This window comes from Umezawaea sp. NPDC059074, from assembly GCF_042738955.1.
GTDB lineage: Bacteria > Actinomycetota > Actinomycetes > Mycobacteriales > Pseudonocardiaceae > Umezawaea.
The window spans coordinates 109,828-121,902 of record NZ_JBHYHC010000011.1; the positions used below are offsets into that span (position 1 = coordinate 109,828).

The window sequence follows — 12,075 nt, forward strand, 5'->3', positions numbered from 1 at the left end:
GCCGTGCCCCCGATCGGCTCGGCCGCCTGCCCGACCCCCTACGCGAGCGCCTCGGTCGGCGACAGCCGGGCCGCGCGCATCGCGGGGTAAGCCCCGGCGATGGCTCCGACCAGCATCGACACCGCGACCCCACCCACCACGGCGGGCAACGGGATCTCGGCGGGCCAGCCTTGGCTCACCGAATAACCCGCCGTGACCGCCACCCCGATCAGCACCCCCGCCAGGCCCCCGAGCCCGGACAGCAGCACCGACTCGGCGAGGAACTGCCCGCGTACCTGCCGCCGGGTCGCCCCGAGTGCGCGGCGCAGGCCGATCTCGCGGCGGCGTTCCAGCACCGAGATCACCATCGTGTTGGCGACGCCGACCCCGCCGACCAGCAGCGCCACCCCGCCCAGTCCGAGGAACAGGCCGCTGTACGCGGTTTCCGTGAGCTGCTTGGCGGCCAGCGCGTCGGACGGCCTGGCGACTTTGACCTCGTTGGGGTGCTGGGGGTTCAGCGTCGCGCCGAGGACGCCCCGCACGTCCTCGACGGCGTTGTCGTCGGCGCGCACGTACACCGTGCCGGGGTGGCCGTCGAAGCCGAGCCGGTCGATCGCGGTCTGCCACGCGACCAGCACCGAACGCTCGATCTCCGGGGCCAGCGGCATCGGGTCGAGGATGCCCGCGACGGTGAACCACTGGCCGTCGATGAACACCTGCCCGCCGAGGCCCGTGACGCCGAGCCTGGTGGCCGCGACCGAGCCGAGCACCACCGACGGGAACGGCGACGAGTCGACGAAGCGGCCCAGGTGAACGTGCCCTCCGAGCACGTCCAGCAGGTCCGGCGTCGCCGCGTACACGGCCAGCCCGGACGTCTCGTCCACGGCCACGCGGTCGTTGCGCCGCACGGTCTTCCCGGTCTTGCCGATGCCGCTGGCCGACCGGACGGGCGCGATCCGCTTGGCCATCGCGACCGACTCCTTCGGCAGTTTCGCGTTGTCGCCGCCGAACGTCTGACCGGGCTCGGCCCGCAGCAGGTTCGTGCCCAGCGTCGCGAGCTGGTCGCTCAACGCCTTCGCGCTCGACGCCGGGATGCCGATCACCGCGACGACCGCGGCGATGCCGATCGCGATGCCCAACGCCGACAGCACGGCCCGCATCGGCTTCGTGCGCATCCCATGTGCGCCAAGGCGTCCGACGTCACGTGGGCCGAGCCGGGTCGGCGGCGGCAGCTGGGTGAGCGTCACACCATCACCCCCGTGTCGAGCTGGAGCGCGCCGTCGAGCATCTCGATCCGGCGCGGCGCGTGGGCGGCGATCTCCCGGTCGTGCGTGATGATCACGACCGTGGTGCCGTCCGCGTTCAGCTCGCCCAGCAGGTCGAGGACGCCGACGCCGTTGCGGCTGTCCAGGTTCCCGGTCGGCTCGTCGGCGAGCAGGATCGACGGCCGGTTGACCACGGCCCGCGCGATGGCGACCCGCTGCCGTTCCCCGCCGGACATCTCGCTCGGCAGGTGCCACGCCCGGTGCGACAGGCCGACCCGGTCGAGCGCCTCCAGCGCCATCGGCCGCCGCTTGCGGTGCGGCACCCCGGCGTAGAGCAGGCCGGAGGCGACGTTGTCCACGGCGGGCAGGCCTTCGGTGAGGAAGAACTGCTGGAACACGAACCCGATCCACCGCGACCGCATCGCCGACAGCTTGCGGTCGGCCATCATCGCGGCGTCGTGGCCGCGCACCAGGACGTGCCCGGTGGTCGGCCGGTCCAGCGTGCCCATCAGCTGGAGCAGCGTGGACTTGCCCGACCCGGACGGCCCGACGATGGCCAGCATCTCGCCGTCGAGCACGCGCAGCGACACCTCGCGCAGCGCTTGGACACCACCGGGGTACGTGCGACTGGCGCGGAGCACGTCCAGGACGGGCATCACGACGTGGTCACCACCTTCAGGCCCTCGGTGAGGCCGGGTCCGCTGACCTCGACCTCGCCCTTGGCGAACAGCCCCGTGGTGACGGGGACGAGCTGGTGGTCGCTCGCGGACTCGACGGCGTAGCCGCCCTCCGCCAGCGCCAGCAGCGCGCCCACCGGCACGACGAGCACGTTCTCCTTCTTGGCCGTGGTGAACAGGACGCTCACCGACACCGCGTCGAGCCCGCCCGCGGCGGCCGCGTCGTCGAGGGTGATCGTGACGGTGGACTTGGCCTGGCCGCCGGGGTTCTGCTCGTCGGCGACCGGCTTGCCGATGGACGCGATCGTGCCGGTCGTCCTGCCCCCGCCGGTGATCTCCAGGTCGACCTTCGCGCCGACCTTGGCGGCCTTCAGCTTCGACGTCTCCAGCTGCGCGGTCACCAGGCGCTCGGTGCCGGTGACCTTCATCAGGTCGCCCGCGCCCGGCGCGCCGAGCTGGGCGCTGACCGAGGAGACCCGGATCGGGCCGGGCTGCACGACGACGTCGCCCATGCCCAAGACGCCGTTCTGCTCGACGCCGAGCGCCTTCTGCCACTTCTTGATCGCCGCGGCCGTCCAGACGGTGAACTTCTCGTCCGGCTCGCCGAAGTCGTCGAAGCCCAGCTCCTTCAGGTTCTCCTCGACGATCTTCACGTCCGGCCCGTTGCTCATGTCGGCCTGGAGGTCCCGGTAGAGCGGCAGGTGGCCGTAGAACAGCGGCACCTGCTTCGCGTCCACGGAGTACACGTTCTGGCCGCGCGAGATCACCGACCCCGCGTCGGACAGCCCCGTCACGGTGCCGGGCTTGCGGCCGCCCAACGGCCGTTCGACGCCGTAGGCCAGCGCGCCGGTCACGGTCTGCTGGTCGGCCAGCGAGCCCTTGCGGACCTCGGCGGTGTCCGGCGCCTCGGCCTTCGGCGGGGCCGCGTTCGACGCGTTCGCCGCGACCCTCGTCAGCACGACCACCGATCCGGTGCCCAGGACGGCCACTGCGACCAGCGCCACGACCAGCCAGCGACCCCGTCTGCGCCTCCGCGGTGCGGTCGGCCCGGACTGGTCAGCCATGGGCCGGGGCCACCGCGACCATGCCGCCGTCACCCATGCCGCACGCCTTGGCGGCCTCCTCGAACTTCTTGGTGTCGTCGCCGCCGAGGCTGACGGTCCCCGAGCCGGTGGTCCCGGAGCCGGTGAAGTCCGGGTCCGGCATGTCGATGCCGTGCTCGCGCAGGCACTTGGCCTGCTCGCGCATCTTGTCCTTCTCCTCCTGGCTCGGCTCCTTGTACTCGCCGCCGTTCGGGAGGAACTTCTTGCAGGCGTCGTTCGCCTTGTTCATCTTGTCCAGGTCCGCGCCCTCCCCCATCGGGATGGCCCGCATCGCGCCGCCCTGCGGGTCCGGCATGTCGATGCCGTTGTCCCGCATGCACTTGGCGAACTCGCGGAGCTTGTCCTCGTCCGCCGGGTCGAGGTTCGCGCCCTTCGGCTGGTTGCCGCTCGACGACGGCGACGGCGAGTTCACCGACGCCACCTTGCTGCCGCCGTCACCGCTCCCGCAGCCGGTGACCAGCGCGAACAGCACGGGCACGAGCAGGCCTGCGGCCAACTTCACCTTCATGCGTTCCTCCTCTGAGTGTGGTCGGCGGGGCCGCTCCCCGATCTCGGCCCCGCCGCGGTCCCAGTTCTACGGAGCGGCGGATTCCGGGGCGTTAAGCGAAGTGCCTTATCCAGCGCTTATGCCCACTTCGGCGACACTGGGCCCATGCGCGTGCTGGTGGTCGAGGACGAACGTCTGCTCGCGGACTCCATCGCCGAGGGGTTGCGCAGGCTCTCCATGGCGGTCGACGTCTGCTACGACGGCGGAGCGGCGCTGGAGCGCGTCGGCGTGCACGACTACGACGTGGTCGTGCTGGACCGCGACCTGCCTGTCGTGCACGGCGACGAGGTGTGCGAGGCGGTGCTCGCGGCGGGCGGCGAGGCGCGGGTGCTGATGCTGACGGCGGCCGCCGAGGTGGAGGACCGGGTCGCGGGGCTCGGCGTCGGCGCCGACGACTACCTGACCAAGCCGTTCGCGTTCGCCGAGCTGGTCGCACGGGTGCAGGCGCTCGCCCGGCGGGCCCGGCCCGCGCTGCCGCCGGTGCTGGAACGCGCGGGCGTCGTGCTCGACCTGCCCCGCCACCAGGTGTCGCGCGACGGCCGGTTCGTGGCGCTGTCGCCGAAGGAGTTCGCCGTCCTGGAGGTGCTGATGCGCGCCGAGGGGACCGTGGTGAGCCCGGAGGCGCTGCTGGAGAAGGCGTGGGACGAGCACGCCGACCCGTTCACCAACGCGGTCCGGGTGGCGATGATGACGCTGCGCCGCAAGCTCGGCGCGCCCCAGGTGATCGAGACCGTGCCCGGCGCGGGCTACCGGTTCACCTCGTGAAGGAGCTGCGGCTGTCCATCCGCACCCGGCTCACGGCCTGGTACGGCGGGCTGTTCGCGCTCGCGGGCACGGCGCTGCTGGTCACCAACTACCTGCTGGTCGCCGCCGCCCTGCCCGCCGCGGACAGCTTCGTCGCCGTGCGGGCGGCGGAGCTGGTGCCCGCCTACGGGACCGAGCCCGCCCAGACCCTGCCGGACGGCGTGGCCGGGACGACGGCCGCGATCACCACGGTCGAGGACTACCGGGCGTCGGCGTTGAGCACGCTGCTGGTCCAGTCGGCCGTGGCGCTGGTCATCACGGTCGTGCTCGCGGTGTGGCTGGGGTGGCTGATGGCGAGCCGGGTGCTCCGGCCGCTGCACTCGATCACCAACACGGCCCACCAGCTCGGCGCGGACAACCTGACCAGGCGGATCAACCACGAGGGCCCGGACGACGAGCTCAAGGACCTCGCCGAGACGTTCGACGGGATGCTCGACCGGCTGGCGGGGGCGTTCGACAGCCAGAAGCGGTTCGTCGCGAACGCCTCGCACGAGCTGCGGACGCCGCTCGCCGTGCAGCGGACGTTGATCGAGGTGGCCATGGGCGCGCCGGACGTGAGCCCCGAGCTGACCCGGCTCGGCAACCACCTGCTGGACACGAACCTGCGCAGCGAGAGGCTCATCGACGGGCTGCTGCTGCTCGCCCGCAGCGACCGCGGGCTCAGCAGCCGCGAGCCCGTCCGGCTGCACGAGGTGGTCGCGGACGTCGTCGAGTCGTGTTCCGAGCCGGCCAGTTCGCGCCACGTCGACGTGCGCGTGTCGTCGGCGCGGCGGGTCGTCGTCGGCGATCCCGTGCTGCTCTCGCACCTGGTGTCGAACCTGGTCCGCAACGCGATCCTCTACAACAGGCCCGGCGGCACGGTGGACGTCGAGATCGGCTCCGAACCGGCGTTGCGGGTGGTCAACACGGGTGAGCCGATCCCGGCCGAGGTGGTGCCCGGCCTGTTCGAACCCTTTCGGCGGTTGCGCACGGAGCGGTTGGCGAGCGAGGGCACCGGACTGGGCCTCTCGCTCGTCCGGTCCATCGCCGCGGCCCACGACGGGTCCGTCACGGCCCGCCCCAACGCGGGCGGCGGCCTGCTCCTGGAGGTGAACCTTCCGGTAACGGACGTGCGCGTACCACCGATGTACGGCAAGATCGGGTGAAGTAGACCCGTGGCACGGCGAGTCTCCCTCGTCAAGGAGGCACGCCGGTTTAACGTCTTTGCTTGGCGAGGTGGAGCTGAATAGGGGAGGCCAGGATGCGAGCGCTGCGAGTAATCGGGCTCGACGAGGACGGCAAGTCCGTCATCTGCGAGGACCCGTCCGGCGGCGAGCGCTTTCTGCTTCCTGCCGATGAGCGCCTCCGTGCCGCGGCACGCGGCGACCTGACCCGGCTCGGCCAGATCCAGATCGAGGTCGAGAGCCAGATGCGTCCTCGGGAGATCCAGGCCCGGATCCGCGCAGGCGAGTCGGTCGACCAGGTGGCCGCCGCGTCCGGGCTGCCCGCGCACCGCGTCGAGCGGTACGCGTACCCGGTGCTGCTGGAGCGCTCGCGCACGGCCGACCTGGCCCAGCGCGCCCACCCCGTCCGCGAGGACGGGCCGGACGTGCAGACGCTCGGCGAGGTCGTGGCGCACTCCTTCGGGCTGCGCGGCCAGGACTACACCGACGTCGGGTGGGACTCGTGGCGGGGTGAGGACGGCAAGTGGGTGGTGCAGATGCACTGGACCGCGGGCCGCTCCGACAACATCGCGCACTGGGCCTTCCACCCCGGCGCGCACGGCGGGACCGTGACCGCGCTGGACGAGGCGGCCGTGGACCTGATGGACCCGAACCCGAACCGGACCCTGCGGACCGTGCGTCCCGTGACGCAACTGGCCCGGCAGGCGCTGGAGGCCCAGACGCCCGTCCAGGCCGAGGTGGAGCCGGAGATCCTGGCCAAGGAGGAGCCCGCTCCTCCCGCGCCGGTGGTGCCCGAGCAGCCGGTGTCCGAGCCGGAGCCGGTCGTGGTCGACGCTCCTCCCGCCGTGGAGGCTCCCGTGCGCAAGGAGCCGCCGAAGCGGGGGAAGAAGACGCACCCGATCGTGCCGTCCTGGGAGGACGTCCTGCTGGGCGTCCGGTCGCACCGGGGCTAGGAGCTTTCACCGAACGGCCCGCTACGGGATCCCGTAGCGGGCCGTTCGGCGTTTCCGGTGGTCAGCAGCCATCCCACGTTTACCGGACCACCCGTTCGGGAAGTCCATGATCATGAACTGGCGGCGGATCGGTCTGGCGGCGGGGATCGGGGCAGTGCTCGGCGCCTTGTGGTGGGGCGTCAGGGAGCTGATCGCCTCGGGCGCCGTGTGCTCCACCGACGACTTCGACTGCCTCGGCGTGGGCGTGATCTCCATGCCGGTCGCCGTGGTCGTGGGCGGCGTCCTCGGCTGGCTCGCGCTGCGGGCGCTGCACGAGGAGCGCCCGGCGTGGGCCGCGGGCATCGGTGTCGTCCTGGCCGCCGTGTTCATGATCTTGACCGTGTGGATCGCCGTCCCGGCGGGCGCGATCGTGACCGGAGCACTGGGTTTCGCGCTCGGCGCGGCAGTGACAGGGACCCGACGAGTGAGTGAGACTGCTGCCCGTGACTGACACACCTCGTCCCACCGCGAGCGGTTTCGCCGTCAAGGTGCTCATCCGGGTCGTGGTGTCCGCCGCCGTGGGCGCCGCGCTGCTGCTCGCCTGGGTGGCCGCGTTCCAGTCCGAGAAGCTCAGGGCGCTGCTGGACAGCACGAACCTGGGCCAGTTCATCCTGCTCCTGGTCATCGGCCTGCCGGTCGCGCTGCTGGTCAGCGTGCTCCTCGCCGGACCGGTGCTGTGGGTGCTCAAGGTCCGGCCGGTGTGGCCGATCGTGCTGCTCGGACCGGTGATCATGGGCGTGGTCCAGTACTTCGGCGTGCCGGACGACCTCGCGTGGATGGGCGGCAAGTGGACCGTGCAGGCGATCCTGGCCGCGGCGAGCTACGGGCTGGCCGCGCTGCTGTCCTCGCCCGCGCTCCTGCGCAAGAAGTAGCCGCCTAGAGCGGGACCTGGTCCAGCAGGTCCAGCGCCCACCCCTCGGTCTCGCACCAGTCCTCCGCCTCCACCCGGCTGATCGACCGGGCGCCCGCCGCCGTGCGGCCGACCCGGTCCCAGCCGTCCGGGGCCAGCACGTGCAGCGCGCCCGCGCGCAGGGCGAGCAACCGGCCGTGCGGAAAAGCCATCGAAGCTTCTGTTCTGAGGTAGCGGACCTCGTCGACGCTCGTCATGGGCTCTTGACCTCCAGTTGGGTCGAGCTTGCAGAGTCGGTTTCAGCGGAAAACCGGATGCCGAGTGTCGGTCCCCCTTCGTACTGTCAGGGGTGGATCGGAGGGGGACCAACCTCGTGAACGACCAAAGTACTTCCACGGCCGCCACCTTGCGCAGGCTGTGGCCGTACATCAGTCCGGTGCGGAAACCGCTGCTGCTCAGCATGGGCGCCACGCTCGTGGCCATGCTGTGCGGACTCGGCATTCCGCTGATCACCCAGCGGATCGTGGACGGGCCGATCGCCCACCGCGACCTGACCTCGTTGCCCTGGCTCGTGGCGCTCGTCCTGGTGCTCGGCTGCACCGAGGCGGCGCTCTTCTACGCGCGGCGGCGGCTGATCGCCCGACCCGCGGCGAGCGTCGAGGCCCACATGCGGGCCGACATCTACCGGAAGCTGCAACGGCTGCCGGTGTCCTTCCACGACCGGTACCAGTCCGGTCAGCTGCTGTCGCGGGCGTCCACCGACGTGGCGACCGTGCGGCGGTGGATCGCCTTCGCGGTGATCTTCCTGGTGGTGAACTCCACGATCATCGTGGTCGGGCTCGGCGTGCTGTTCTGGCTGTCGCCGCTGCTCGGGGTGGTGGCGCTGTGCTGCACGCTGCCGCTCGTCCTGATGTCGTACCTGTTCGAGTCGAAGTTCAAGGTCGTGGCCCGGCGGGCGCAGGACCAGGCGGGCGACCTGACCACGACCGTCGAGGAGTCGGTGCTCGGCATCCGGGTGCTCAAGGCGTTCGGGCGGGGACCGGACCTGAGCAAGAGGTTCGCCGTCCGCGCCCGCGAGCTGCGGGACACCGAGCTGGCGAAGGTGAAGATCTTCGCGCTGCTGTGGGCCGTGCTGATCGTGCTGCCCGAACTGGGCATCGCGGCGCAGCTCGCCGTGGGCACGATCGGCATCACCAACGGCACGACCACGATCGGCACGCTGGTCGCGGCGGTCGCCGTGAGCGCGTACCTGCGGTGGCCGGTCGACTCGATCGGCTGGCTGCTGGCCGAGACCAACCAGACGTCGTCGGCGACCGAGCGCATCTACGAGGTGCTCGACGCGCCGATCACGATCACCAGCCCGACCACGCCCCGCGCGCTGGCCGAGCCGGTGCGCGGGCACGTGCGGTTCGAGGACGTGCGCTTCGCCTACCCCGGCGCGGACCGCGAGGTGCTCGCGGGCATCGACCTGGACCTCGTGCCCGGCGAGACCGTGGCGCTGGTCGGCGCGACCGGGTCGGGCAAGACGACCCTGACCGCGCTGGTGCCTCGGCTGTACGACGTGACGTCGGGGCGCGTGACGATCGACGGCGTCGACGTGCGCGAACTGAGCCTGGACGACCTGCGCGGCACGATCGGCGCGGCCTTCGAGGAACCGGTGCTGTTCTCCGCGAGCGTGCGGGAGAACGTGGCGCTGGGCAGCGCGGACGTGGACGACGACAAGGTCCGCGAGGCGCTGCGCGTGGCCAAGGCCGAGGAGTTCGTCGAAGCCCTGCCGTGGGGCCTGGAGACCCGGATCGGCGAGCAGGGCATGTCCCTGTCCGGCGGTCAGCGCCAGCGGTTGGCGCTGGCCCGCGCGGTCGTCGGGCACCCGGCGGTGCTGGTGCTGGACGACCCGCTGTCCGCGCTGGACGTGCACACCGAGGCCGAGGTGGAGGCCGCGCTCCGGCGCGTGCTGCACGGCGTGACGGCGCTGGTCGTGGCGCACCGGCCCAGCACGGTGCAGTTGGCGGACCGGGTGGCGATGCTGGTCGACGGCCGCATCGCCGCGATCGGCAGGCACCACGACCTGCTGGCGGACAACGCGGAGTACCGCAGGCTGCTGTCGACGATGGAGGAAGAGGAGGAGGTGGCGGCGCTGTGAGCACCGAGACGACGACCCCGGTGGTCGAGGAGGAGGTGGCGGCGCTGTGAGCACCGAGACGACGACCCCGGTGGTCGAGGAGGAGTCGTGGCGCGGCGTCGCGGCCGAGGAGATCGACGAACTCGACTACCGCACCGGCCTCAAGCTCCAGGCGCGGTCGCGCAGGCTGCTCGGCTCGCTCCTGCGCCCGCACGCCCCGTGGGCCGTGCTGGCACTGGTGATCGTGGTCCTGGAGAACCTCGCGAACCTCGCGGGCCCGCTGATCATCGCCGCCGCGATCGACCGCGGCGTCCCCGCGGCCGTCGACGGCGACGCGGCCGTGCTGGCGTGGTGCGTGGGCGGCTACGCCCTGACCGGCCTGCTGGCGACCGTGCTGCGCTACTCGTTCGTCCGCCTCACCGGCCGCGTGGGCCAGGACCTGCTCCTGGACCTGCGCGGCCGCGTGTTCCGGCACGTCCAGTCGCTGTCCATCGGCTTCCACGAGAAGTACACGTCCGGCAAGGTCATCGCCCGCCTCACCAGCGACGTGGACTCCTTGCAGGACCTGCTGGAAGAGGGCTTGGACGGCCTGCTGACGTCCCTGCTGTCGGTGGTCGGCATCTCCGTGGTGCTGCTCTACCTGGACGTCCCACTGGCGTTGGTGGTCCTCTTCGGCTTCGTCCCGCTGATCCTGCTGGTCCGCTGGTTCAGAACCCGCTCGACCAAGGCCTACCGGGGCACGAGAGGCGCCATCGCCAAGATCATCGTCCAGTTCGTCGAAACGATGAACGGCATCCGCGCGGTCCAGGCCTTCCGCCGCGAGGACCGCAACGAGAAGATCATCGGCGACCTGAACGGCACCTTCCGAGACGCCAACGCGGACGCCTTCCGCGTAATGGCAACGTTCACAGCCCTCGTCCGCCTGATCGGCAACGTCTCCCTCGCCGTCGTCCTCGCCTTCGGCGCCTGGCGCGTAGCCAACGGCCACCTGGAAGTCGGCGCCCTAGCCGCCTTCACCCTCTACCTGCGCCGCTTCTACGACCCGTTCGACGAGATCGCCATGTTCACCAACGCCTACTCGGCAGCACAGGCGGCGTTGGAGAAGATCTCCGGCGTCCTGGAGGAAACCCCGTCGGTCCCGGAACCGACCACCCCCACCCCACTACCCCACGCCCACGGCGACATCCGCTTCAAGGCCGTGGAATTCCGCTACTCCCCCACCACGGCCCTGGTGCTACCGCAGTTCGACCTCCACGTACCAGCAGGCCAAACGGTGGCCTTGGTGGGCGCCACAGGCGCGGGCAAAACCACCCTCGCAAAACTGGTGGCCCGCTTCTACGACCCCACCGAGGGCGCGGTCACCCTGGACGACACGGACCTCCGCAACCTGACAGACGCCGACCTGCGCAAGGCGGTGGTCATGGTGACCCAGGAGAACTTCCTGTTCGAGGGCTCGGTAGCCGACAACATCGCCCTCGCAAAACCCACCGCCACCCGCGCGGAAGTAGAAGCAGCAGCCGCAGGTGTAGGGGCACACGAATTCATCGCGGCCCTACCGAACGGCTACGACACAGACGTCCGCAAACGCGGCGGCCGCCTCTCGGCGGGCCAACGCCAAATGATCGCCTTCGCGAGAGCGTTCCTGGCCGACCCGGCGGTACTGGTCCTGGACGAGGCGACTTCCAGCCTGGACGTGCCCACCGAACGGGCCGTGCAGGGGGCGCTGGAAACGGTGCTGGCGGACCGAACGGCGTTCATCATCGCTCACAGGTTGTCGACGGTGATGATCGCTGATCGAGTGCTGGTGATCGATGGGGGCCGGGTGGTCGAGGACGGCACTCCGGCCGATCTGATCGGCGATGACGGCCGCTTCGCGGCTCTGCACAACGCTTGGACCGATTCGCTGGCGTGAGCTTGGGGTTCGCGGGTGGCTGGGCAGGCGGCTTCGGCTTCCAGCCCGGCCACCCACCGGCTTCTGTTCCAAAGCCCTGCCCGATCTCCAATTTTAAGGGGCAAATCCCCCAAATAAAATCGGACACGAACCAACCAGCCAGGCAAAGCAGGTAGGCAATCGGCTCTCAAGCAGGCTGCCGCAGGCAACCCTGCGCCGTCGACGAGCGGCAGGCCTGCCGCAGGCAACCTTGCGATCGAACCACCGCAGGCTGCCTGCCGAAGGCAACCCTGCGACTCCACCGGCCCGTGAGCCTGCCGCAGGCAACCCTTCGCCCTCAACCACTCCAAGCTGTCTGCCGCAGGCAACCTGAAAACTGAGGCACAGCCTGTCTGGCCTTCACCGCCCGGCCACAACGGCAGCCGTAGCCAGCGGGCCCCCGGCCCCAACGAGACCCCGTGACCAACTCAACCCACATCTAAATTGCACCGATCGCAACTGCACTAAAATCTTCCGGCCCCCGGCCGGCACTCGCACCGCGCACCAACCGGACCGTGCCGGCAGGTTCTTTTAACCCCCACCCCGGCCGGCCCCCGATTGTTTTTGCGCCCCCACCCTCTTTCGCTTTGTCAAGGCGTCTTTCCAGCCTTGACAAAGCGAAAGAGGGTGGGATAATCGGCGC

The 12,075-nt window shown here is 70.9% G+C and carries 12 protein-coding genes; 7 read left to right on the plus strand and 5 right to left on the minus strand.

Features of this window, described 5'->3' with window-relative positions; translation table 11 throughout:
- Positions 1-38 precede the first annotated feature (38 nt).
- The 4 genes from ACFWW9_RS08480 to ACFWW9_RS08495 are packed head-to-tail and all read right to left on the minus strand — an operon-like array spanning position 39 to position 3,532.
- A complete protein-coding gene (locus ACFWW9_RS08480) occupies positions 39-1,226 on the minus strand; it encodes an ABC transporter permease (protein ID WP_390373313.1) in 1,188 nt (395 codons plus the stop codon).
- Positions 1,223-1,903 carry an ABC transporter ATP-binding protein gene (locus ACFWW9_RS08485; RefSeq protein ID WP_390373316.1) on the minus strand — a complete coding sequence of 227 codons (681 nt, stop codon included), beginning with the start codon at positions 1,901-1,903 and terminating at the stop codon, positions 1,223-1,225. The genes ACFWW9_RS08480 and ACFWW9_RS08485 overlap by 4 nt, the downstream gene beginning before the upstream one ends.
- Positions 1,900-2,985 (minus strand): peptidoglycan-binding protein, encoded by a 1,086-nt coding sequence (locus tag ACFWW9_RS08490; RefSeq protein ID WP_390373319.1) that lies wholly within the window; start codon positions 2,983-2,985, stop codon positions 1,900-1,902. Before ACFWW9_RS08490 ends, ACFWW9_RS08485 begins: the two co-directional genes overlap by 4 nt.
- Positions 2,978-3,532 (minus strand): hypothetical protein, encoded by a 555-nt coding sequence (locus tag ACFWW9_RS08495; RefSeq protein ID WP_390373322.1) that lies wholly within the window; start codon positions 3,530-3,532, stop codon positions 2,978-2,980. The genes ACFWW9_RS08490 and ACFWW9_RS08495 overlap by 8 nt, the downstream gene beginning before the upstream one ends.
- A gap of 144 nt (positions 3,533-3,676) precedes the next feature.
- Between ACFWW9_RS08495 and ACFWW9_RS08500 the strand changes: the two genes are divergently transcribed.
- From ACFWW9_RS08500 to ACFWW9_RS08520, 5 genes are all read left to right on the plus strand, one after another.
- Positions 3,677-4,336, plus strand: a complete 660-nt coding sequence (locus tag ACFWW9_RS08500; protein ID WP_390373324.1) for a response regulator transcription factor — start codon at positions 3,677-3,679, stop codon at positions 4,334-4,336.
- Positions 4,333-5,520, plus strand: a complete 1,188-nt coding sequence (locus ACFWW9_RS08505; protein WP_390373327.1) for a sensor histidine kinase — start codon at positions 4,333-4,335, stop codon at positions 5,518-5,520. Before ACFWW9_RS08500 ends, ACFWW9_RS08505 begins: the two co-directional genes overlap by 4 nt.
- 95 nt (positions 5,521-5,615) lie before the next feature.
- A complete protein-coding gene (sepH, locus tag ACFWW9_RS08510; RefSeq protein WP_390373329.1) occupies positions 5,616-6,491 on the plus strand; it encodes a septation protein SepH in 876 nt (291 codons plus the stop codon).
- A gap of 106 nt (positions 6,492-6,597) precedes the next feature.
- Positions 6,598-6,981: a hypothetical protein gene (locus tag ACFWW9_RS08515; protein ID WP_390373332.1), complete on the plus strand. Its 384-nt coding sequence runs from the start codon at positions 6,598-6,600 to the stop codon at positions 6,979-6,981.
- Positions 6,974-7,402: a hypothetical protein gene (locus ACFWW9_RS08520; RefSeq protein ID WP_390373335.1), complete on the plus strand. Its 429-nt coding sequence runs from the start codon at positions 6,974-6,976 to the stop codon at positions 7,400-7,402. Before ACFWW9_RS08515 ends, ACFWW9_RS08520 begins: the two co-directional genes overlap by 8 nt.
- A gap of 4 nt (positions 7,403-7,406) precedes the next feature.
- Here ACFWW9_RS08520 and ACFWW9_RS08525 read toward each other — a convergent pair whose 3' ends face one another.
- Complete coding sequence (locus tag ACFWW9_RS08525; RefSeq protein ID WP_390373337.1) at positions 7,407-7,637, minus strand: hypothetical protein; 231 nt, start codon at positions 7,635-7,637, stop codon at positions 7,407-7,409.
- 116 nt (positions 7,638-7,753) lie between these two features.
- Here ACFWW9_RS08525 and ACFWW9_RS08530 point away from each other — a divergent pair, with 116 nt between their 5' ends.
- The gene (locus tag ACFWW9_RS08530) at positions 7,754-9,523 is read left to right on the plus strand and encodes an ABC transporter ATP-binding protein (RefSeq protein ID WP_390373339.1); all 1,770 of its coding nucleotides are present in this window, start codon (positions 7,754-7,756) and stop codon (positions 9,521-9,523) included.
- Positions 9,524-9,569: 46 nt separating this feature from the next.
- On the plus strand, positions 9,570-11,414 hold the full coding sequence (locus tag ACFWW9_RS08535; protein WP_390373342.1) for an ABC transporter ATP-binding protein: 1,845 nt from the start codon (positions 9,570-9,572) through the stop codon (positions 11,412-11,414).
- The last annotated feature ends 661 nt before the right edge of the window (positions 11,415-12,075 follow it).

Coding starts and splice junctions, on each gene's coding strand:
- ACFWW9_RS08525 (WP_390373337.1), bottom strand. CDS start 7,637: ATGACGAGCGTCGACGAGGTCCGCTACCTCAGAACAGAAGCTTCGATG.
- ACFWW9_RS08490 (WP_390373319.1), bottom strand. CDS start 2,985: ATGGCTGACCAGTCCGGGCCGACCGCACCGCGGAGGCGCAGACGGGGT.
- sepH (WP_390373329.1), top strand. CDS start 5,616: ATGCGAGCGCTGCGAGTAATCGGGCTCGACGAGGACGGCAAGTCCGTC.
- ACFWW9_RS08500 (WP_390373324.1), top strand. CDS start 3,677: ATGCGCGTGCTGGTGGTCGAGGACGAACGTCTGCTCGCGGACTCCATC.
- ACFWW9_RS08495 (WP_390373322.1), bottom strand. CDS start 3,532: ATGAAGGTGAAGTTGGCCGCAGGCCTGCTCGTGCCCGTGCTGTTCGCG.
- ACFWW9_RS08515 (WP_390373332.1), top strand. CDS start 6,598: ATGATCATGAACTGGCGGCGGATCGGTCTGGCGGCGGGGATCGGGGCA.